The following is a 21,312-nucleotide window of genomic DNA, read 5'->3' as shown; positions in this document are numbered from 1 at the left end:
CCTAAATTTCGCTCGAGTGTCGCGTGGGACCTCAACGATTGGGCGGGGAGAGGTGCTCCTCGTCGCGCTGCGCGCCGTGCGCTTGTTGAGCTCGTTGCGCTCGCTACGCTCGCTACGCATGTTGCGCTCGCTCACGCGCGTTGCGCTCGTCACGCTCGTCACGCGTATTGTTCTCGTCACGCTCGCTGCGCGCGCTTCGCTGGTCACTCCGGGTCGGTGACATTCAGGAAACGCCTTAACGACGGCGGCGGACCGCCTCGCGGGCGAGCTGGAGGAAATCCCGTGATGCCTGCCGCGCGATGACGAGCGCGGAAGCGACGAAGGCGAGCCCGCCGACCACCACCTCGGCGCCAAGGCGGCACCCGCGGGGCAGGCCGTGGAGCGACCGCATGCCGTAGCGGACGGCGAGCACCGCGGCGACCATGGGCAGGCACGCGAGGAGCGGGCGGACCAGCGGGCGCAGGAGCCGCATGTACGGGACGCCATCGGCGCGCTTGACCACCCAGAGGCTCGCCAGGGCGTGCACCCCGAACGCGACGCCGACGCCGGCGCAGGCCCAGAGGACGCCGCCGATCGTCCCGAGCAGCGCGATGCTGCCGACGATCGCGGCCACCTTGAGCCACTCCAGGACCATGATCGTCCGCGTCCGGCCGTAGACCTGCATGTACGAGGACAAGACCCAGCCGATCGGGCGCGTGACGCCGAGCGCGGACAGCACGGCGAGCAGCGGGCCGGCCGGCTCCCATGCCTCGTTGAAGAAGGTGTCGTTCAGGATCGTCGGGGCGACCGCGCCGAGGCCCACGGCGAGCGGGAAGATGAGCAGCGCGAGCAGCGTGAGCGCGCGGACGAGCGCCGCCTTGCGCTGCTCCGGCTCGAGCTTCGCGAACGACGGGACGAGCACGTCGCCGATGCGCTCGCCGACCTGGGAGGCCGGGATGTCGGCGAGGTTCCACGCGAGGTTGTAGAGCCCGCCGACCTGCTCCCCGAACAGGCGGATCATGACGAGGTTGTCCCACTTGGAGGCCCCGAAGTTCGCCAGCGACCCGAAGTTGAGCGGGATGCCGAAGGCGAACAGCTCGCGCGCCTTCTCGCGCGACAGCGGGCTCGGCGTCAGCCACTCGGCGAGCTTCACCGCCGGGACCGTGGTGACCACGCGCACGACGGCGCGGAGGAGCGTCGCGACCACGATGGCGTTTCCCCCCCAGCCGAGCACGGCGAGGGAGACGGACGCCGCGGTGTAGGTGAGCTCGCCGGCGGCGTTCCGGAGGCTGACGCTGCGAAAGCGCATCTCGCGGATGAGCAGCCGATCGGGGACGTACCAGATCCGATCGATGAACATCGCGAGGATGAGCCCCGGCATGAACTGGAGCATCCCGGGCGCGCCGACGAGGTGCACAGCGATCGGCTCCCGGAGGAGGTACACGGCGGCGATGGCGACGAGGCCCGCGATGTGGAAATAGACGGTCGCGTTGAAGACCATCTGGCGGTCGAGGTTGGGCCTCGACGCGATGAACTGGCCGGTTCCGAGGCTCGACAGGAAGTGCGCCGTCATGATGACGACGGACGCCGCCGAGACCTCGCCGTACACATCCGGCGCGATGAACCGGGTGAGCACGAGGGTGCCTATCAGGCCGAGCACACGCGAGCCGAGCCCGGTCGCGATCGTCCAGACCGCGCCGAGGACGGCCTTGCGGGCAAGCGCGGAGGAGCCGGCCACGATCAGGGGACGAAGACGGTATCGCCGGCCTTGAGCACGAGGTCCTGCTCGGGCCGCTTGCGCGAGGCGATTTCGTCGTAGTTGATGGGGATGTGCCGGAATTTGCCCGGGCTATCCATGCGGATGAGCAGGATCTGATCCGTCGAGGCGAACTGGTTTGGACCGCCGGCGAGCGCGAGCGCCTCCGAGACGGAGACGAAGTAGTTGGAGGCGAAGATGCCGGCGCGCGCGACGTTGCCGCTGACCACGAACCGGTAGCTGTTGATCCCGGTCACGGCGACGGTGATCACGGCCGTCTCGTCCTTCACGAACTCGGCGAGCCGCTTCTTCAGCTCCTCGCGCACCTGGGTCGGGGTCCTGCCGGCCACGTAGACGTCGCCGATGAGCGGCATCGTAATGACGCCATCGGCCCGGACGAGCGCGTCGCTCGACAGGTCGGCCATGCGCCAGACGTTGATCCGGATCTGGTCCCCTACCCCGATCGTGTATTCGTGCTTACGCGGGTCGTACTCCTTCGCGTAGTTCGCCGGATTGTACACGTACGTGGGCGCGCACCCGGCGGAGAACGCGGCGAGGGCGAGCCCTGCCGCTGCCGTCAGAAGCACTCCTCGCATGAAGGACCGTTTCGAGGGACGGGTTGTGCCTTCCATGGGCGTCTGCATTGAGGAGGATGTCAGGCGGTACGGGGTTGCGATCAAGCGGCGATCACGGGGCCACGAGGTGAACTCGGCCGTACGGCGGCGCGATTCACCGAGCGGCGCCAGCATTGCAGGAAGGCCGTCCGCCGCCAAGGGGAAGTTTTCGTACCGCGGCAAGACGCGGGATCCTCGCGAGGAACCAACTTGACGGGCCGATGACGTCTCTCGAAAGTCGGCTTTGATGCTGCTTCATCTGCAACGGATCGCGGTCCCCTTCGAGTACCCCGTCTACTTCACGGAGGGCGTCTTCTCGCCGAGCAACGCCGACCTCGCGGCCGCCATCGCCGCGAAGGAGCCGCGCCGGCGCCACCGCGTGCTGCCGGTGATCGACGGCGGCGTCGCGGCGGCGTGGCCGTCTCTGGCGGACGACATCGCGCGGTACATGGGCGCGCGCCCGGACCTGCTCACGCTCGCGGCCGAGCCGATCGTGGTCCCCGGCGGCGAGGCGGCGAAGAACGACGGCGCGGCGACGGCCGCGCTGCAGGCGAGGCTCGACGCGCTGGGGATGGATCGGCAGTCGTTCGTGATGATCGTCGGAGGCGGCGCGGTGCTCGACATGGTCGGCTACGCGGCGGCGACGGTGCACCGAGGCGTCCGGGTCGTGCGGATCCCGACCACGGTGCTCGCCCAGGCCGACTCCGGGGTCGGCGTGAAGAACGGCGTCAACGCGTTCGGGAAGAAGAACCTGCTCGGCACGTTCGCCCCGCCGTTCGCGGTGCTCATCGATCCGCGCTTTCTGGAGACGCTGCCCTTGCGCGACAAGGTGGCGGGGATGGCGGAGGCGGTGAAGGTCGCGCTGATCCGGGACGCGAGGCTGTTCTCGTGGCTGTCCGAGCACGCGCCCGCGCTCGCGTCGGGGTCGCTCGCGCCGCTCGCGCAGCTCGTGCGCCGCTCGGCGGAGATCCACCTCCAGCACATCGCGAGCGCGGGCGACCCGTTCGAGCTCGGGAGCGCGCGGCCCCTCGATTTCGGGCACTGGGCTGCGCACAAGCTGGAGTCGCTCACGAAGCACAGGCTCCGCCACGGAGAGGCGGTCGCGATCGGGATCGCGATCGACACGCTGTACGCCGAGCTGGCCGGCCTGTGCAGCCAGGCGACGGCGGCCGCGGTGGTGGCGGCGCTCGAGGCGCTCGGCTTCACGCTGTGGGACGACGCGCTCGCGCTGACGCGCACGTGCGAGAGGGGGGAGCGGGGCGAGCGGGGCGAGCGGCTCTGCGTGCTGGATGGCCTGGACGAGTTCCGCGAGCACCTCGGCGGGGAGCTCACGGTGACGTTGCTCGAGGACGTGGGGCGCGCCCGCGAGGTGCACGCGATGGAGGAGCGGCAGATCGTCGCGGCGATCGCGCGGCTGCGCGAGCGCGCCGCGAGGCGGGGCGCGCTCGCGGCGACCGGCGCGGCGGGCGCGGCCACGGGAGCGGCGGGCACGGCCATGGGAGCGGCGGGCACGGCCATGGGAGCGGCGGGCGTGGCCATGGGAGCGGCGGGCGTGGCCACCGGAGCGGCGGGCGTCGCCACGGGAGCGGCGCAATCATGAGGCTCGCGTGCGCGGGCGCGCCGCACCTCACGTACTGCACGAACATCCACGCGGGCGAGACGTGGTCGGAGGTGAAGCAGAGCCTCGAGACGCACCTGCTCGCGATCTGGTCGCGCGCGGCCGGCGGGGAGGAAGGGGCGCTGCGGGGAGGAGGCGGCAGAGGGGCGGAGGGCCTCGGGCCGAGCGCGCGCCGCCGGTGCGGGGTGGGGCTGCGGCTCTCGGCGAGGGCGGCGGCGGAGCTCGCGGAGCCGTCGGAGCTCGAAGCGTTCCGCGATTTTCTCGAGCGGAACGGCCTGTACGTGTTCACGCTGAACGGCTTCCCCTACGGCCGGTTCCACGGCGCGGCGGTGAAGGAGCGCGTGTACCTGCCCGACTGGCTCGCCGAGGAGCGGCTCGCGTACAGCAATCTCCTGGCGACGCTCCTCGCCGAGCTGCTGCCGGCGAACGAGGGCCTGATGGGCAGCGTCAGCACGGTGCCCGGCGCGTTCAGGCCGCGGGTGCGCACGCCGGGCGACGCGGCGGCGATGGCGCGGCGGCTGGTCGAGCACGCGGCGCACCTCGTCGAGATCCGCCGCCGCACGGGCAAACACATCGCGCTGGCCCTCGAGCCGGAGCCGTGCTGCTTCCTCGAGACGACGCCCGAGGCGATCGGCTTCTTCACCGATCACGTGTTCGCGCCGGAGCGCGCCCGCGAGCTGTCGGCGCTGGCCGGGATGAGCCTGCCGGACGCCGAGGAGGCGCTCCGGAGCCACCTCGGCCTCTGCTTCGACGCGTGCCACATGGCGGTGGAGTTCGAGGACGCCCCCGCGTCGCTCGCGGCGCTCCGCGCGGCGGGGATCGGCGTGCACAAGGTGCAGCTCAGCGCCGGGCTGCGCGCGCGCGTGGCGGGGCGCGAGCCGGCGACGATGGCGAGGCTGCGCGCGTATGCGGAGGACGTCGTCTACCTGCACCAGGTGGTCGAGCGGCGCGAAGGCGGGGGCGAGCTCGTTCGCTACCTGGATCTGCCCGAGGCGCTGGCGTCGCTCGAGGGCGCGAAGGCGGCGCCGCCCGGAGCGCAGCCGGAGGAGTGGCGCGTCCACTTCCATGTGCCGATCTTCCGGGAGCTCGAGGGCACGCTCGCGACGACGCAGCCGGAGCTGGCAACGCTGCTGTCGCACCTGCGAGACTCGCCTGCGACGCAGCACCTCGAGGTAGAGACCTACACCTGGGATGTACTGCCGGAGGACCAGCGCCGCGGCGGTCTCGTCGAGGCGGTGGCGAGGGAGCTCCGCTGGGTGGAGGAGCGGATGGTAGGTAACGGGAGCGTCGGCGTCGGCGAGGGTCGGGGCGTTGGCGGGGGCGGTGGAGTCGGGGGCGGCCGCGAAGTCGGGGCGAGCTCTGGTGGGCGAGCGGACTCCGGAGTCGGAGCGAGCTCCGGTGGGCGAGCGGACCGCGGAGTGGGGGCAGGGCGATGAGCTCGCGCGCACGGGTGTATCTGCGGCTCGGCCGCGTCTCGAACCTGCCCACGGTGTGGACGAACGTGCTCTGTGGCATGGCCCTGTCGGGGTCTGGGCCGCGGGCGTCCGAGGTGGTGCTGGTGGGGTTCGCGGTGTCGCTGATGTACGTGGGCGGCATGTTCCTCAACGACGCGTTCGACCGGGAGATCGACGCGCGCGAGCGGCCCGAGCGGCCGATCCCATCCGGGCTGGTGAGCGCTCGGGAGGTGTTCGCGGTCGGCTACGGCCTGCTCGGGGCGGGGGTGCTGATCGTGGGCGGCCATGCCTATGTGGCGAACCGAGGGATGGCGCCCGCCCTGGCGAGCGCGCTGCTCGCCGGGGCGATCGTCCTTTACGATGCCTGGCACAAGGGGAACCCGCTGAGCCCGGCGTTGATGGGAGCATGCCGCATGCTGGTCTATGTGAGCGCCGCGCTCGCGGCGGGCGGGCAGCTCGGGAGCGCGGTGATCGGCGGGGGCGTGGCGCTGCTGTTCTATCTGATCGGGCTGACCGCGATCGCGAAGCAGGAGAACCTGCTGGCGGTGCGCAGCCTGTGGGCGCTCGGCTTCATGGCGGTCCCGTTCCTGGCGACGCTCGGTGCGCCGCTCACGGGGATGATGGGGACGATCGCGTACGGGGCGCTCGCTGGCTGCGTGATCCACGCGGTGAGGTTGCTGCGGGGGACGCGGAAGGACCGCATCCCGCGCGCCGTGGTGACGCTCATCGCAGGGATATCCCTGCTGGACGCGGTGCTCATCGCGAAGACCGGAGCGCCGGGCGCCGGCGGCGCCGCGGCGCTGGCGATGATGGGATTCCCGCTGACGCTGGCGATGCAGCGGGTGGTGAGGGGGACGTGAAGACTGGCAGGTGAGCCAGCATTCAGCCGATATCCTCATCGAAGACAGGGCAACAACAGCTCGGGTTACTGGAGATGCGAGTCATGATGTTACGCAGCGCGCGGACCATTCAGGCATGCCTTCTTGCGTTCATCCTCGCAGGCCCCGGATGCGCGCTCGTCCTCGGGCTCGGCGAATTTGAGGACTCTCCCGCGCCAGAAGACCAGAACACAGGCGGGAATGACAGCGCGAACGTGTGTAAGCCGAACATGGCAGAAAATTGCTACAGCGGCCCACAAAGCACCGCAGACCTCGGACTGTGCAAATCCGGAACACGAACATGCGACGAGAATGGGACCACGTGGAGCGCATGCAAGAACGAAAGATTGCCAGCCCAAGAGCTCTGCGCGTCTGACGACGACGAAAATTGCGATGGATTCGACTGCATCTTGTGGGCACAGACGTTCGGCAGCGATGCAATAGCCAACTCAATAGCAATCGACAGAGAGGGCAATATCATCGCAGCCGGCGGCTTCTCGGAGCCCGTACACCTTGGCGCTGAACCACTCACGAGCGCCGGCGAGTCCGACATATTCGTCGCAGCATTTGACAAATCCGGGAATCACCTCTGGAGTCACAGATTCGGAGATGCTGCGGCCCAGGAAGCGACGTCCGTCAGCACAGACGCCTCAGGCAACATCTTCCTGACTGGCGTCAGCAGCGGCACGATCAACCTCGGCGGCAGCGACGTAGGGCCAGGCCTCTTTGTAGCAAAATTCGACAACAAAGGGGCCCACATCTGGAGCCGCGGCTTCCCGGCGAACCCCGTCAATGAACGCACCTTCGACCAATTCGTCAGGATCGTTCGCCCCAAGATCAACAGCACGCAACACGGCGACGCGCTCCTCTCAGGAACGTTCAGTGGGAACATCGAGTTCGATGATGCGATCCTCACCTCCGCTCCAGCGAACACGCTGGACATGTACATCGCAAAGCTCGATGGGAGCACAGGCTCCGCGAGCGTCGAGCAGGGCGGATGGGCACGGAGATTCGGCAGCTCCGGCGACGACATGCTCATAGACACCGCCATCGATCGCAGCAACAACATCGTCATCACGGGGAATCACCAAAGCTCGATCAGCTTTGGCGATTCGCCGGAGCTTGACGGTGCGGGAATGTTCCTGGCAAAGCTCGACAGCGACGGTAACCCGACGTGGACGCGCGGCTTCCACAATGGTTACCCCTCTGCTCTGGACGTCGACGCCCTCGGCAACATTTCTGTCACGGGCAATTACGACGAGAGCATCGAGTTCGAAATCGGCAAGACCCTCGGCGCATCCGCAGAACACACAGCAGTCTTCGTCGCCCAATTCAATACATCCGGTGCGCACCGATGGAGTCGGGACTTCGAAGGAACCATCCACAACGCGACAGCCGACATCAGCACAGACGCGCTTAACAATATCGTTGTCACCGGCGATTTCAGCGGAGAGCTGAGAGTGGACAACGAGATACTGGAGCACGCCGAGCTTCCGTCCCCCTGGGTGCTCAAGCTGGACTCGTCAGGAAAGACGCTCTGGAAGGAATCCTACCCGAGCGGCGGACCGTCATTCGGAATCGCGGCAAGGACGGATCCGAGCGCCGAGACTATCATCGCCGGATCGTTCTCTCGAACAATCACGTTCGACTCAGGCACACTGAGGAGCGACCACGAAACCCTCTTTCTAGCAAAGCTTGGATTTTAGCATCGGTACTCGAGCAAACTGAGCACGGCTCATCACACAAACAGTCCAAGCTGCGTCAGCCAAAAATGTGGTCCACCACAATTTTGCTGACGTCGACAGCGTGCACGCGTTCGTCTGGCAGTATCGAGTCACAAGTAGACAGAATGAGCGGCCCCTGCTCCAAGCGATCGGTCAAACGACCGTGCGACCCATTCACCAGCGCGGCGTCTAGCGGGATCACGTCCATGAGATAGCGAAACCCAAGCTTCTTCTTGAGAAGCCTCCAAGCAATACGGACGGGCAAGGCGCGCAGCTTGGGATCAGCAAATAACTCCACAGGATCGTACCCAGGCTTGCGATGAATATCGACAGTCCTGGCAAACTCTGGGGCACTGTCGTCATCGAGCCAGTAGTAGTAGCTAAACCACCGGTCCGCTCGTGAGATCGCGATGAGCTCCCCCGATCGCGCATGTTCGAGCCCGGCGGAACGCTTGCCTTCCGCGTCGAGGACGACCTCAACTCCGGGGAGCCTCTCAAGAAGTGCCTTCACCTCTTGAATACGCTCCGGGCGACGCACATATACATGCGCTATCTGATGATCCGCCACGGCGAACGCCTCGGACGCGCCGGCGTCGAGCTTCTCGAGACCACGCTCGTTCCGGACGCGAAGAAGGTCCTGCTCTCGGAGCGCGCGGTTGATGTGCACCACGCCGGACACGCGCGTGATGCCGTACTCGGACAGGACGATCACCCGTGCCCCGTCCTTGCGCACATGGTCGATCAGCTCCCCGCACACGGCGTCCACCGCGCGAAGGTCATCCTTGATCGCTGGATGATCGGGCCCTAGCCGCTGCAGGTTGTAGTCGAGGTGCGGGAGGTAGACCAGCGTCAACGTTGGTCGGCGCGTGTCGTACACATGGCGCGCGCACCGTGCAATCCACTCCGTCGATCGGATGTCCGCGTTCGGCCCCCAGAAATTGAAGAGCGGGAACTCACCCAGCCGGACGACGAGCTCATCGCGCAACGACGCCGGCTCGGTGTAAATATCCGGCAGCTTGAGCCCGTCCGCCCAGTAGATCGGCCGCGGCGTCACCGCATAATCCGCCGAACTGTACATATTGTACCACCAGAACAGCTTGGCACATGTGAACGTCGGATCGCGCCGACGCGCGGCCTCCCAGATCTTCTCCCCTGTCACCAGCTGGTTCGCCTGGCGCCAGAGGTTCACCTCGGCGATGTCACGGAAGTACCAGCCGTTCGCGACGCAGCCGTGCCCGCTCGGGAGGAGCCCTGTCGTGAAGGTCGACTGGACCGTGCACGTGACCGCTGGCAGCACGGTCTGGAGCGGGCGCATCGCCCCTTCCCGAGCGAGCCGCTTCAGGTTCGGCGTGGCGTCGCCGAGGAGCTCGCCGGTGAGCCCGACGACATTGAGGACGACGGTGCGGTGCATGCGCGCTCTCGATCAGCCTTTCACGACGGGGGCCTGACCGCGCAGCACCGAGTTCCCCTCGAACAGGGCGCGCTGATCCACCGCACGCGCCTCGCCGAAGTCGGCGAGATCGAGCCGGCCGCTCTGGGCGAAGAAGGCCAGGGGGTTCTTCCAGACGATCCGCTCGATCGCCTCGTCCGAGATCCCGTTCTCACGCATCCTCGCAGCTGTCTTCGGGACCTTGAGCGGATCGCTCACGCCCCAGTCCGCCGCGCTGTTGATCAGCATCCGCTCGGCGCCGTAGTTCTTGACCAGCGCGACCATCCTGTCCTCGTCCATCTTGGTATTCGGGTAGATGGAGTGACCGGCCCAGCAGCCCGTCGCGAGCACGAGCGGTAGCGTCTCCTCGTTGTTGTGATCGACGAGCACACGCTCTTCGGGGAACTGAAGCTCCTTCACCAGCGCGAGCGTCCGCTCCGTACCGCGCTTCTTGTCGCGATGCGGCGTGTGTACCAGAATCGGAAGATCGTGCTCTCGGGCGAGCTCGACCTGCTGGGCAAAATACTTCTCTTCCTCCGGCGTCATGTCGTCGAACCCGATCTCGCCGACGGCGACGACGCCCTCCTTGTCGAGATAGCGCGGCAGGAGCTCGATCACGCCTTGCGCCACGCGGGGGTTGTTGGCCTCCTTCGGGTTGAGCCCCAACGTACAGAGGTGGCGGATGCCGAACTGGCTGGCCCGGAAGCGCTCCCAGCCGAGCAGGGACGTGAAGTAGTCCTCGAAGGTGCCGACATGGGTCCTCGGTTGGCCGAGCCAGAACGCCGGCTCGAGGACGGCGACGATACCGGCCGCGGCCATCGCCTGGTAGTCGTCCGTCGTCCGCGATGTCATGTGGATGTGAGGATCGAATAGCTTCAAAGGTCCCTCCGCATCGCGCCGCTTCACTCGGGGATCCGCGTCGCGCGCTCGCGCTCATGGTCCAGGGAGAGCAGGCCGATGTCGGCCGGGATGCTCCGGCCAGCCGCCCTCCGTTCGCTCGCGAAGTCCTCCGCCATCCTGGCGAGCTCGCTCGATCGCCGCCGGTCGAGCCCGACGATCCGCGCGAGCGCCACGCCCATGAACATGGCCTTGAGGACCATCTGATTGAAATTGAGATCGGGAAAATGGGCCGTTGGGTAGGGATTCTCGCAGGCGATCGCCTCGAAGACGGGCAGCTCGTTCGTGCGGCACGCCTCGACGGCCAGCGAAACGAAGCGCTCCGCCTCGACCAAGAACGGCAGTGCCCGCAAGAGCGCCTGCCGCTCCCGTCCATCTCCCTGCTCGTAGCAAACCCGGAGCAGCAATTCGAGCTCCGGTGCGGGAAGGCGCCTCGAAACCTGCACGAGCATCGTTACCCGGCCGAGCTCATCCAACCCTCGCCCATCGACCGCCCCGGCGATCCCGGCAGCAGCCAGCTCATCCCGCTCCTCGGCATGAAGCCCGACCGGCTCCTTGCCGAGCACCCGTACCGCCGCAGTGAACGTCGCTAGGAAGCGGTCGCGATCGAACCAGGTCGACGCCTCGCTCACCGGTGCACCAAGGCGCGCACCGGTCCCAGTCAACCTCTCGACGCGCTCCAGCCAGGAACGCGCCACCGGCGGAATCCGGCGCGACAGAATTTCAACCAGCAGTAGGGAAGAGTCTTGCATTGTAGTCATCCCCGCCGATCCAGGGCGCCTTCCGCAAGATGCCGACGTCGCCGAGCGGTGGAAAGTTATACCAAGGGGCGCGCTGTTCGGATAGTGTCCTACTGCATGATAGACCAGAAGCGTTTCCGTTTGTCTTTCATGCCCATCGCAGCCGCCGTCGTCGGGATCGGCTTCATGCTGAATGGCTGCGGCGGCAGCGACTCGGGAGCAGGAGGCGGCGGCGGGGGAGGCTCCGGTCCCGGTACGACGGGCACCGGCGGCGGCAGCACCTCGGCGGGCACTCCGACGAGCAGCGGAACCAGCTCGGGCACCAACTCGACCAGCTCGGGCGCCAACTCGACCAGCTCGGGCGCCAATTCGACCAGCTCGGGCGCCGACCCGACCAGCGGAGCGGGAGCCGGCCCAGCGAGCGGAACCGGCGTGGGAGGGAGCGGGACGATCGAGTGCGACGAGCCGGGCGGGACCGTACCGCCGCTCCGCCTCACCGAGGTAGCACGCGGCCTGAATCAGCCCTTGTTCGTGACGAGCGAGCCCGAAGATCCCAGCCGGCTCTACGTCGTACAGCAGGGCGGAACCATCCGCCTCATCAACGGAGGGGAGCTGCAGAGCGCTCCGTTCCTCGACATCACCGCGGACGTCCAGGGGAGTGAGTACGATGAGGACGAGCGAGGGCTCCTCGGACTCGCGTTCCACCCGCAGTATGCGAGCAACGGAAGGTTCTTCGTTTACTACAATACAAGGTCACGAACGCTGGTCCTCCGGGAGTACAAGCGTTCAGCGGGCAATCCGGATCGAGCTGACCCGCAGGCGACCGAGCTCTTCTCGATACCGGTGCTGCGAGGCAACCACAATGGCGGGATGCTAGCGTTCGGCCCCGATGGGATGCTCTATATCGGCGTGGGAGACGGCGGCGGGGATACCTCCGACCCGGACCCGAACAACAACGGGCAAAACATCGAGGTGAAATACGCCAAGATACTTCGCGTAGACGTCGAGAATCACCCGACGGCGCCGGCCGGGAATGTCCGCGGCGGAGACCCGTACGTGTGGGACTACGGACTGCGCAACCCGTGGCGGTTCAGCTTCGACCGCTGCAGAGGCGATCTCTACATCGGTGATGTCGGTGGGCGCCTCTTCGAGGAGATCAACATCGAGCCGCGCGGGCAGGGCAACAAGAACTACGGATGGAGCGTCACCGAGGGGGGTACGTGCCTCAAGGACGACGAGGCGACCAGCTGCGACTCGCCGACGATCACACGGCCCGTCGTGGCATATGACCACGACAGCGGCGATGGCTCAGTGACAGGCGGCTATGTCTATCGTGGGAGCAGGATCCCGGCGCTTCGTGGGAAGTACCTGTTCGGCGACTTTGAAACGGACCGGGTCTGGATGCTCACCTGGAAGGACGGCGTCGCCACGCCGAGGAGCTCGCTCAGCCAGGACCTCGCCTCTGAGAGCACCATCCAGGGCCTGGCTTCGTTCGGCGAGGACGCTGCCGGCGAGCTGTACATCGTCTCCTATGGAGGCAGCATCTTCCGGATCGATCCGGAATAGATTGGCACGTGGTCCGCAGGGACCAGCGCGGCCGTCCGTCGTTGGTCCCTATTTTCCGAAGAGCAGCTTACCAGATCTGGATTCGAGCCATGCAGAAGACGCGGAGACTGGCGGTAGGTTGGGCGCTCGCGCTCGGGTTGCTGAGCCACGAGGCAGCAGCTGGAATCGATGACCTCCAGGGCACGGGCCCCGACGAGATGCCGCAGCCAAACAACCTGGGCACCGCTGAGCGCTGCGCCGGCTGCCATCGAGCAGAGATCCAGGAGCACCAGGATTACATGCCCACCGACACGTGGGCAGGCACCATGATGGCCAATGCATGGCGCGACCCCGTCTTCAAGGCCGCTCTTGCGATCGCCAACCAGGACGCGCCGGGGGTCGGGACCTTCTGCCTGCGATGCCACTCCCCCATCGGGTTCCTGAACGGGAGGGCGACGCCCCCGGACGGCTCTGGATTCGACCCCGAGGCGTCGGTCGACGGCAAGATCATCGACGGCCAGGGGGTCAGCTGCAGCGCTTGTCATCGCGCGCTGACGACGCCAGGCGCTGACGACGCGTACATCATCGGCAATGCTCAGCTCGTGTTCGACGTGACGCCCGCGGTTGCCGGATTCACAGCCACGCCCATGGTGTCTGGCCCCTATGAGGACGTCGTCTCTGAATCTCACACTGGAGAAAGGACGCCCGAGCTCGCCGAATCCGCGTTTTGTGGCCAATGCCATCAGGTCACCAATCCAGAGATCAAGCTGAAGGACGCGGACGGAAGCGATACCAACGTCGAGTTTCCGCTCGACACGACCTACGAGGAGTGGGCTTCCAGCGACTTCCGCAATGGCGGATCGAGCCCTCAAAGCTGCGTCGATTGTCATATGCAGAGGAGGACCGGCGAGGTGCCTGTCGGCGATCGCGGGCCGACTCGAACCGATCCGCGCACGCACATCCTCGTCGGCGGCAACCACTGGGGCATCCAGGCCGTCATGGCGGCCGACCCGGCGCGCGCTGCGGACTACGCCGACTCCTTCCAGCTCGCGCTCGACAGCACGCTCAAGAGCCTCGCCTCGGCCGCCTCGGTCACGCTCGTCGAGGCCCCGCAGGAGGCAGCGCCCGGAGAGGAGATCGCCGTCACCGTTCGGGTCGAGAACCTCACCGGCCACAAGTTCCCGACGGGCTATGCGGAGAGCCGGCGCGCCTGGATCGCCGTGTTCCTCGTCGACGAGGACGGCGTCGAACGGCCGCTGCTCGGCGGCTACGACGCCGACACCGGCGAGATCCAGCACGAGCCGGCCACCCACGAGTACCGCGCCGTGCACGGGCGATGGAACAGCGATGCGGGCGTGGGCGAGAAGGAGGAGCACCTCGCGCTCCACGACATGATCATCTCCGACACGCGCATCCCGCCGAAGGGCTTCGTCCCGTCGCGGACCACCCAGCCGACCCAGGAGGTCGACTTCGCCGATGGGAACGGCGGATACCGCAACTACGACGAGGCGCGCTTCACCCTCACCGTCCCGGCCGACGCCTTCGGCAGGCAGACGCTCTCGGCGCGCGTGTACTACCAGTCGATGACGAAGGAGTACATCGAGTTCCTGCAGTCCGCGAACAGCACGGACGAGACGGGGGACGATCTCCTGGCCATCTACGAGGAGACCGGCGAGGCGCCGCCCATCCTCGTCGCGGCCGATGACGCGGAAGCGCCGCTCGATCTGGGAGAGCCGCCCGTCAACGCCAGCAGCGGCAACGGCGCCGGCGGAAGCGACAGCAGCGGCAACGGCACCGGCGGCGACAGCTCGACCGGCGGCAACGTGGGCCGCTCCGGCGACGACGGCGGCTGCGGCTGCAGGATGCCCGGCAACGCCCCGAACGGGTGGCTCCCCGCGGGCCTCGCGGGGCTCGCCCTCGCCGCCGCAGCCAGGCGCCGGCGCACACACCGGCGGCATTGAACCTCGCTCCACCCCGAGCCGCCGCGAGCACGCATCGCCTCGGGGCGGACGATCCCCGATCGATTCCGTCCCGCCGTTCACCTGGAGACGGCCCCTTTTTCGCTCGCATCACCTCCCCGGCGCCTGCATAGATCGAGCGTACCCGGCGCCTCACGGCGAGCATCGCCTTGCCCATCTCCCGCCTCGTCGATCCCCTCCTCGTGCTCCTCGTCGCCGCGGGCGTCGGCCTGGCGCTCTCCGGCAGCGACTGGAGCTTCCGAACACGCGGGGCGAAGATCGGGCGGGCGCTCGCGTGGAGCGCTTGGCTCGCGCTGTGGCTCCTCTCCACGCCCTGGCTCTCCAGCACGCTCGCGCGCCGGATCAGCACGGTGCCGAGGGACCTGCACGCGGATCTCGCCGGAAGCTCGCCCGAGCGGCGGGTCCTCGTCATCCTCACCGCCGGCATCGACGCCGACGAGTTCGGCGAGCCGCCCATGGAGCGGCAGTCGGCGGAGGGCCTCGAGCGCGGCCTCGCCGCCGTGCGCGTCTACCGCGAGTACGGCTTCGGCCACATCATCGTCTCGGGGAAGGACCTCAGGAGCGCCCCCACCGAGCTCGCCAGCGCCATGGCCGATCTGCTCGTGGAGCTCGGCGTTCCCAGGAAGAAGATCATCCTGGAGACCGAGTCGCGCGATACCCGAGAGAACGCCCTCCACTCCACGCGGATCGCCCGCGGCCTGTCGGCCGACGCCGTCGTGGTCGTGACCAGCGCGCTCCACATGCCGCGCGCCATCCGCATGTTCGAGCGCGCAGGGCTGGACGTCCTCCCCGCGCCGGTCAGGTTCCAGTCGCGGCCGCCCGACGGGCTAGAGCAGCTTCTCCCGGAGTCGCTCTCCCTCAGGCGGTCGCATCGCGCCGTTCACGAGCTCGTGGGCCTGCTGGAGCCGTAACCCCGGCGCGCCCCCGCGCTACCAGGTGACCTTCTGCGAGCCGCGGAGGTATCGCCAGAGGCCGACCACCGCCGCCGCGTTCAGGACCACGAACGTCCGCGCGAGCGCGCCGAGCTTGCCCGCTGCGCCCCCGAGCGCGGCGAGCAGGTAGAAGGCCACCTGTCCGCCGAACAGCGCGCGCGCCGCGTAGAGCGCCCACGAGGCGTCGCCGCTCATCTCGGCGCCCATCCACGCGACCGTCGACGTGATCAGCAGCGCGGCGAGCGCCCAGGGGCACACGAGGCGGAGCAGCTTGTGCGAGAAGATCTCGAACCAGGACGGGTTCCTGAACGGGACGAGGAGCGCCGGGAGCAGCGAAAAGAGCTGATAATTGCCGGCCAGCGTGCGCACCTTGCGGCCGAACTCGCGCTCGTCGCCGAACGCGTCGTCGTACGCGATCGCGTCGGGAGCAAACAGGATCGAACGCCCCTCGAGGCGGAGCCGCATCGGCACCCACATGTCGTCGAGGATGACGCCCTCCGGGAGCTGGCTCATGTCGGCGCGGCGGATCGCATAGATGGGACCGGTCACGCCCACCATGCTCCTGAACCGACCCTCCTGGAGGCGAATCCAGTTCTCGTAACGCCAGTAAGCCCCCGACCCCGCCGACCCCTTCAGCACCAGGTTGCCAGAGACGCAGCCCGCGTTCGGATCGGCCAGGAGCCGCACGAGCGCGCGCAGCGCCCCGGGCACGAGCGGCTGGCGGATGTCCGTCATCAACAGCACCTCGCCCGTCGCGACCTCGAGCATCTTGTTCACGCCGATCGGCTTGCCACGGCGCGCCTCGCTGACGATCACCTTCACCCGAGGATCGCGCTCGGCCAGCTGTCGCGCCACGAGCACTGTGTCGTCCGTGGAGCCGTCCGAGAAGAGCAGGACCTCCAGCTTGTCCTTCGGATAGTCGAGCGCGAGGAGGCTCTCGACCTTCGCTGGGAGATACGACGACGCATTGAAGACGGGAATGCACGCCGTCACCGTGGGGACGTAGTCGGGATCCTCCTTCCGCTGCGCAGGCCAGAGGCGCGCCAGGATGCCGATAACGATCGGGTACCCGAAGTAGGTGTACACGAGCACCGCGACGGCCAGAAAGGAGGCAATGACCACGCTAAACTGTAGAGCGCCGGTCGGGGGCGGTTGTCAACCGACATGGATGGGCGTCGCCGCGACACGGCCGTTCACGTTTGCACGCGCACGCGCGTCACGCTCCGCACAGCAGCGATGCGTGGCGCATGTCGCACACTCCTTGAAGCGCGCCGCGTGAGGCGCGTCGTGCGCCGCGCGCACGCCACACAGGCGCCGTGCGCCGCGCGCCGCGCGCACGCCACACAGGTGCCGCGCGCGCACGCCACACAGGCGCCGCGCGCGCACGCCACACAGGCGCCGCGCGCCCGAGGTCGTCGCAGGACGCGCGCGCAGCGCGCCGACCGCGATCAGTCCCACACCTTCACGCTCCGGATGACGTCCCCATCCGCGAGCGCAGCCCACGGCCCGGCGGCGACGCCGACGGCCGCGTACTGGCCGTCGAGGTGCGGCGCGCGCGCGTGCATCACGAAGAGCTGGCTCGATCCGGTGTCGCGGCCGGCGAGCGCGACGCCGACCCGGAGCGGCTCGAACGCCACCGGCGACGTCTCGCAGCGCAGCGCCGGCCTGCCGGGCGGACCTCCGGCGCCGTCGCCGAACGGCGCGCCGAACTGCGTGACGAAGCCCGGCACCACGCGATGGACGATCTTGCCGTCGTAATAGCCGGAGCGCGCGAGGTCGACGAAGCGGGTCACCGCGACCGGCGCGAGCGCGGGGTCGAGCGTCATCGTGAGCTCGCCGGCGTCCGTGTCGAAGATCAGCGCCGCGGGCGCGCGCACGAGCGCGGAGGCCTCGGCAGGCACCTCCCCGACCGGCGGCGCGACGGCCGGCCGCCCCGCCGCGCCTGCATCCCCCGGCAGACCGGCGTCGCACGCGATCTTGCGGCCCCTGAGCACGCCGAGCGCCGTCCCGGCGCGCGCCCGCGTCGTTGGGTGGCTCGATCGGCAGAGCTGCTCCAGGCGAGCCTCCGCCGGCTTGAGCGCCAGCGCCCCGACCGCGTCGACGACCGCGCCGATCAGCTCCGGATCGTCGCGCGCGCCCGGGCGGTCGAGGATCGAGAGCAGCGCGCCCTCGATCGCCGGCGACGTCACCGCAGCGGGAGCGTCCTTCTCGTCGCTCCGCTTCCTGCGCTTCCGCTTCCCCTGCCCCGGCGCCTCCGACGCGCGCTGCGGCTGCCGCGCGATGACCTCCGCCGCGGCGGCGACGAGGCCCGGCTCCTCCGCGGCGAGCGCCTTCGCGAGCAGGTCGGGCGCGCCGGCGATCTCTTCATGCGCGGCGATGAGCTCGATCGCGGCCTCCCGCGCGCGCAGCTCGCCCGACGCGGCGTACGCGCGGAACGCGGCGAGCCGCGCGCCCGTGATGGCGTCGCGGCCGATCACCTCGACGACCGCCCGGGCGCCGATCGAGCCGCGCACCGGCGCGCCTGCGTCCGGCTTGCTCCCCGGCTCCGCCGGCGCCGTGACGTCACAGCCGAGGAGCAGCGGCTCGCGGTAGTCCCCGCCCGCGAGGAGCCTGGCGGCGCCGCAGCGGAGCCACGCGACGCGGCGGAGGATCGCCGCGGGCGCGCTCGGCGGCGGCGGCAGGGCGGCGAGATCGCGGAGCGCCTTGCGCGCGGCGCCCGCAGATCCGAGCGCGTCGAGCGCGGTGAGCAGCACGCCGAAGTCCTCGCTCACGAGGCCCGTGAGCGCGATCGGGTCCGCGCTCGGGGCGAGCGCGGCGACCGCGTCGGCGAGGGCGCGCTGGCCCGGCGGGCCGAGCCGCTTGAGGGCGCGCGCGGCCTCGGCGCGCTCGCTCGCGGTGAACACGCCCTTCGCGGAGAGCACGCGCGCGAGCTCGGAGGCGGCCGCCTCCCCTGCCCGGCCGAGCGCGCGCACCGCGAAGAGCCGCGCGTCGGAGGCCTCCGCGAGCCGCGCGGTCGCGACGTCGCGGATGCGGGGGATGACCGTGAGCGGGACGTGCTCGAGCCGCCCGATCGGGTAGAGCGCCTCGGGGACCGGCGGGCTCGCCGCGCTCCCCGAGGCGAGGTTGAGCAGCGCGACGAGCGTCTCCTCGCGCAGCTTGAGCTTGATCGCGGCGAGATCACCGAGCGCGTACGCCGCGTGGATCGCGCGCTCGCGCGGGCCGTCGAGCCACGCGACCAGCGTCGGCTCCGACGCCTCCGCGCCGCACCGCCCGACGGCGCGGGCGAGCGCGCCGCCCGCGTCGAGCGGCGGCGCCGCTGCGGGCGCGCCGCCGCTCGACGCCGCTGCGGGCGCGCCGCCGCTCGACGCCGCCGCGGGCGCAGCGGCGCTCGCCGCGCCCGCGGGGCTCGGGCGGGCGTCGCGGGCGAGGGCGCGCGCGACGAGCGCCGAGACCGTCTCGGCCTCGCGCTCCTTGCACGAGAACCCGAGGCCGTAGGCGGCCCACGCGACGACCTCGTCGTCCTCGTCGGCGAGGGCCCGCGCGAGCCCAGGCCACGCCGCTTCTCCGCCGATGCGCGCGAGGGCCCGCGCGGCGGCGCGCCGCACGCCGACGTCGCGGCTCTGCTGGTCCGCGGGGCTCACCTCCAGGGCGGCGCGGCGCTGCTCGGCCGCGAGGAGGGCGTCGAGCCGCTCCGCCGCCCCGGCGCTGGCGGCCGGCGCCGCCGCGGAGCTCCCCGCGTCGGGCGCGGCGCCCGGGGCCGGCTCCCCGGTGCAGGCGGAGAGCGAGAGGAGCAGCGCGAGGACGAGGGGAGGAGAGGAGCGCCTTCTCGGCATGATCACGGTTCACCCTGACGAGCGGTGTCGAGCAGCCAGGCGGCGCTCTCGCTGAGGATCCGCCTGCGGCGCATCGCGCGCGCGTCGAGCCACATCGAGATCACCTCGTGACCGCGCTGCCACGCGCGCGCAACCACCGGCTCGCCCACGCGCGACGCCGGCAGCCCGCAAGCGTCGATCCCGACGTCGTGGAAGTTCTGGAGAGCCCTGGCCATGTGCCAGGAGCAGGTGACGATCGCCGCGCGCCGCGCGCCCACGCGGCGCAGGAGGGCCGCGCTGAAGATCGCGTTCTCGTGCGTCGTCAGCGACCAGAGATCCTGCAGGATCGCGTGCGCCGGGACGCCGGCGCGCCGCAGCTCGGCGGAGAGCACGCGCGCCTCGATCTGCGCGCCCCAGCGGCGCCCGCCGCTGGCGATCACCCACGGCGCGACGCCGTCGCGGTAGGCCTCTGCGGCGCGCGCCGCGCGGCGCGCGCCGGGGGCCGCTGGGCGTCCCGACGGAAACACCCTGCAGCCGAGGACGACGATGGCGTCCGCGTGGAGCGGCATGCGACCGACCATAGCCCATCGGCCGCGGCCTTCGCGTGCCCGCTGCGCTCGATCGTCCTGCCCTCCCGCCGCCGTCCGCGGGCCGTGCCGCTGCCATGCCTGCGCCGCCCTCGGGCCGACCTGGGGCCGCCACCTGCGCCCCCCGCCCCGCCGCCACCGCCTCTGCCCCGCCGCCACCGCCCCGCCTCTGCCCCGCCGCCACCGCCTCTGCCCCGCCGCCACCGCCTCTTCCCCGCCGCCCGCGCCTCCGCCCAGCCGCCGCGCGCTCCGGCCCTTAAGAGGCGGGCGCGGCCTGCCGCCGGGCCCGCGACCTATCCTCTGACTACATTGGCGCCTCGGCCCTGCTCCCCCGGCCAGGTCTCCACGTCTGCGACCTTCCTTGCTCCCGGTGCACCAGGCGGCTTGACGCTGCCCGCGCTCGGAATCTAATAGCTCTACCTTGAAACGGGCGGGGTTCAGCGAGCGAGGCAGGATGCGGATCAAGATGTGGGGGGTTCGCGGAAGCATCCCCACGCCCGGTGCAGGCACGGTCGAAGTAGGCGGCAACACGAGCTGCTATGAGATCCGTGCCGGTGAAACGCTGGTCATCCTCGATGGCGGGACGGGGCTCCGTCTCCTCGGCCAGGAGCTGGTCAAGGAGATGCCCTTCGAAGCCTGGATGTTCTTCAGTCATGTGCACTGGGATCACATCCAGGGCTTCCCGTTCTTCACGCCGGCGTTCGTGCGCGGGAACAAGATCCATCTCTACGGTGGCCTCAACGTCTCCCGGACGCTCGAGGAGACGCTGGCCGGGCAGATGGACTACCCGAGCTTCCCGGTGCACCTCACGGAGATGGGCGCGGCGATGACCTTCCGCGACCTCTACGAGGGCGAGGTGGTCACGATCGGCCCGAACGACGACGTTCGCGTGACCAACGCGCGCGGCAACCACCCGAACGGCGTCTACGCGTACCGCGTCGAGCACGAGGGCAAGGTCGTCGTGTACATCACCGACTCCGAGCACTACGCGATCGTGGATCCGAAGCTGAAGAAGCTCGCGATGGGCGCCGACGTGCTGATCTTCGACGCGATGTACACGCCCGAGGAGTACGCGGGCGAGGTGGGCGGCGGCCCGAAGACGGGCTGGGGTCACGCCACGTTCGTCGCGGGCTGCGAGCTCGCGAAGGCGGCGGGCGCCAAGCAGCTCGTCCTGCACCACCACGACCCGAACCAGACCGACGCGATGGTGCGCGAGAAGGAGATGCGCGCCCGCGAGCTCTTCCCGAACACCATCGCCGCGCGCGAAGGCACGGTCATCGAGATCTAGCGTGACGCCTCGCCAGGCTTGAGGCGCGCCCCAATCGCCGCCCGTCGCCACCGACGCCGGGCGACCGCGCGCCGTCAGCA

General features: G+C 69.5%; 17 protein-coding genes. 8 read left to right on the top strand and 9 right to left on the bottom strand.

Annotation, left to right across the window (positions count from 1 at the left end):
- Window positions 1-235 precede the first annotated feature (235 nt).
- Window positions 236-1,717 carry an oligosaccharide flippase family protein gene (locus tag WMF29_RS04625; RefSeq protein WP_437327670.1) on the bottom strand — a complete coding sequence of 494 codons (1,482 nt, stop codon included), beginning with the start codon at window positions 1,715-1,717 and terminating at the stop codon, window positions 236-238.
- 2 nt (window positions 1,718-1,719) lie between these two features.
- A complete protein-coding gene (locus WMF29_RS04620) occupies window positions 1,720-2,331 on the bottom strand; it encodes a polysaccharide biosynthesis/export family protein (RefSeq protein ID WP_437327669.1) in 612 nt (203 codons plus the stop codon).
- 262 nt (window positions 2,332-2,593) lie between these two features.
- Here WMF29_RS04620 and WMF29_RS04615 point away from each other — a divergent pair, with 262 nt between their 5' ends.
- From WMF29_RS04615 to WMF29_RS04600, 4 genes are all read left to right on the top strand, one after another.
- Window positions 2,594-3,949, top strand: a complete 1,356-nt coding sequence (locus WMF29_RS04615; protein ID WP_437327668.1) for a 3-dehydroquinate synthase — start codon at window positions 2,594-2,596, stop codon at window positions 3,947-3,949.
- Window positions 3,946-5,403, top strand: coding sequence for a metabolite traffic protein EboE (gene eboE, locus WMF29_RS04610; protein ID WP_437327667.1), 1,458 nt, complete (start codon window positions 3,946-3,948; stop codon window positions 5,401-5,403). Before WMF29_RS04615 ends, eboE begins: the two co-directional genes overlap by 4 nt.
- On the top strand, window positions 5,400-6,281 hold the full coding sequence (locus tag WMF29_RS04605) for a UbiA family prenyltransferase (RefSeq protein WP_437327666.1): 882 nt from the start codon (window positions 5,400-5,402) through the stop codon (window positions 6,279-6,281). The genes eboE and WMF29_RS04605 overlap by 4 nt, the downstream gene beginning before the upstream one ends.
- 428 nt (window positions 6,282-6,709) lie before the next feature.
- Window positions 6,710-8,005, top strand: coding sequence for a hypothetical protein (locus WMF29_RS04600; protein ID WP_437327665.1), 1,296 nt, complete (start codon window positions 6,710-6,712; stop codon window positions 8,003-8,005).
- 55 nt (window positions 8,006-8,060) lie between these two features.
- On the opposite strand, the gene WMF29_RS04595 is transcribed toward WMF29_RS04600, so the two are convergent.
- The 4 genes from WMF29_RS04595 to WMF29_RS04580 form a co-directional block, all read right to left on the bottom strand.
- Window positions 8,061-9,434 (bottom strand): alkaline phosphatase family protein, encoded by a 1,374-nt coding sequence (locus WMF29_RS04595; protein ID WP_437327664.1) that lies wholly within the window; start codon window positions 9,432-9,434, stop codon window positions 8,061-8,063.
- Between the two features lie 12 nt (window positions 9,435-9,446).
- Window positions 9,447-10,331, bottom strand: a complete 885-nt coding sequence (locus tag WMF29_RS04590) for a TatD family hydrolase (protein ID WP_437327663.1) — start codon at window positions 10,329-10,331, stop codon at window positions 9,447-9,449.
- Window positions 10,332-10,354: 23 nt separating this feature from the next.
- Window positions 10,355-11,101 (bottom strand): EboA domain-containing protein, encoded by a 747-nt coding sequence (locus tag WMF29_RS04585; RefSeq protein ID WP_437327662.1) that lies wholly within the window; start codon window positions 11,099-11,101, stop codon window positions 10,355-10,357.
- A gap of 98 nt (window positions 11,102-11,199) precedes the next feature.
- Window positions 11,200-11,457, bottom strand: coding sequence for a hypothetical protein (locus tag WMF29_RS04580; protein WP_437327661.1), 258 nt, complete (start codon window positions 11,455-11,457; stop codon window positions 11,200-11,202).
- A 163-nt stretch (window positions 11,458-11,620) separates the two neighbouring features.
- On the opposite strand from WMF29_RS04580, the gene WMF29_RS04575 reads away from it, so the two are divergent.
- The 3 genes from WMF29_RS04575 to WMF29_RS04565 all read left to right on the top strand — a co-directional run bounded on the left by WMF29_RS04575 (window position 11,621) and on the right by WMF29_RS04565 (window position 15,524).
- Complete coding sequence (locus tag WMF29_RS04575) at window positions 11,621-12,655, top strand: PQQ-dependent sugar dehydrogenase (RefSeq protein WP_437327660.1); 1,035 nt, start codon at window positions 11,621-11,623, stop codon at window positions 12,653-12,655.
- Between the two features lie 89 nt (window positions 12,656-12,744).
- Window positions 12,745-14,595 carry an MYXO-CTERM sorting domain-containing protein gene (locus WMF29_RS04570; RefSeq protein WP_437327659.1) on the top strand — a complete coding sequence of 617 codons (1,851 nt, stop codon included), beginning with the start codon at window positions 12,745-12,747 and terminating at the stop codon, window positions 14,593-14,595.
- A 167-nt stretch (window positions 14,596-14,762) separates the two neighbouring features.
- A complete protein-coding gene (locus tag WMF29_RS04565) occupies window positions 14,763-15,524 on the top strand; it encodes a YdcF family protein (RefSeq protein WP_437327658.1) in 762 nt (253 codons plus the stop codon).
- A gap of 18 nt (window positions 15,525-15,542) precedes the next feature.
- Here WMF29_RS04565 and WMF29_RS04560 read toward each other — a convergent pair whose 3' ends face one another.
- From WMF29_RS04560 to WMF29_RS04550, 3 genes are all read right to left on the bottom strand, one after another.
- The gene (locus tag WMF29_RS04560) at window positions 15,543-16,667 is read right to left on the bottom strand and encodes a glycosyltransferase family 2 protein (protein ID WP_437327657.1); all 1,125 of its coding nucleotides are present in this window, start codon (window positions 16,665-16,667) and stop codon (window positions 15,543-15,545) included.
- 326 nt (window positions 16,668-16,993) lie between these two features.
- Entirely contained in the window at window positions 16,994-19,378 is a 2,385-nt protein-coding gene (locus tag WMF29_RS04555) for a peptidylprolyl isomerase (RefSeq protein WP_437331078.1), read from the bottom strand.
- A 2-nt stretch (window positions 19,379-19,380) separates the two neighbouring features.
- On the bottom strand, window positions 19,381-19,926 hold the full coding sequence (locus tag WMF29_RS04550) for a YdcF family protein (RefSeq protein WP_437327656.1): 546 nt from the start codon (window positions 19,924-19,926) through the stop codon (window positions 19,381-19,383).
- A 472-nt stretch (window positions 19,927-20,398) separates the two neighbouring features.
- On the opposite strand from WMF29_RS04550, the gene WMF29_RS04545 reads away from it, so the two are divergent.
- On the top strand, window positions 20,399-21,232 hold the full coding sequence (locus WMF29_RS04545; protein ID WP_020733205.1) for an MBL fold metallo-hydrolase: 834 nt from the start codon (window positions 20,399-20,401) through the stop codon (window positions 21,230-21,232).
- Window positions 21,233-21,312: the final 80 nt, after the last annotated feature.

The organism is Sorangium sp. So ce381, from assembly GCF_051473845.1.
Classification (GTDB): domain Bacteria; phylum Myxococcota_A; class Polyangia; order Polyangiales; family Polyangiaceae; genus Sorangium; species Sorangium atrum.
Note: the sequence above shows the minus strand (reverse complement) of the source record. Positions and strands in the feature narration are given on the sequence as shown.

Bases quoted from the DNA above. Each gene is read 5' to 3' on its own strand.
- WMF29_RS04555 (WP_437331078.1), bottom strand. From the start codon at position 19,378: ATGCCGAGAAGGCGCTCCTCTCCTCCCCTCGTCCTCGCGCTGCTCCTC.
- eboE (WP_437327667.1), top strand. From the start codon at position 3,946: ATGAGGCTCGCGTGCGCGGGCGCGCCGCACCTCACGTACTGCACGAAC.
- WMF29_RS04550 (WP_437327656.1), bottom strand. From the start codon at position 19,926: ATGCCGCTCCACGCGGACGCCATCGTCGTCCTCGGCTGCAGGGTGTTT.
- WMF29_RS04620 (WP_437327669.1), bottom strand. From the start codon at position 2,331: ATGCGAGGAGTGCTTCTGACGGCAGCGGCAGGGCTCGCCCTCGCCGCG.
- WMF29_RS04595 (WP_437327664.1), bottom strand. From the start codon at position 9,434: ATGCACCGCACCGTCGTCCTCAATGTCGTCGGGCTCACCGGCGAGCTC.
- WMF29_RS04570 (WP_437327659.1), top strand. From the start codon at position 12,745: ATGCAGAAGACGCGGAGACTGGCGGTAGGTTGGGCGCTCGCGCTCGGG.
- WMF29_RS04605 (WP_437327666.1), top strand. From the start codon at position 5,400: ATGAGCTCGCGCGCACGGGTGTATCTGCGGCTCGGCCGCGTCTCGAAC.
- WMF29_RS04585 (WP_437327662.1), bottom strand. From the start codon at position 11,101: ATGCAAGACTCTTCCCTACTGCTGGTTGAAATTCTGTCGCGCCGGATT.
- WMF29_RS04545 (WP_020733205.1), top strand. From the start codon at position 20,399: ATGCGGATCAAGATGTGGGGGGTTCGCGGAAGCATCCCCACGCCCGGT.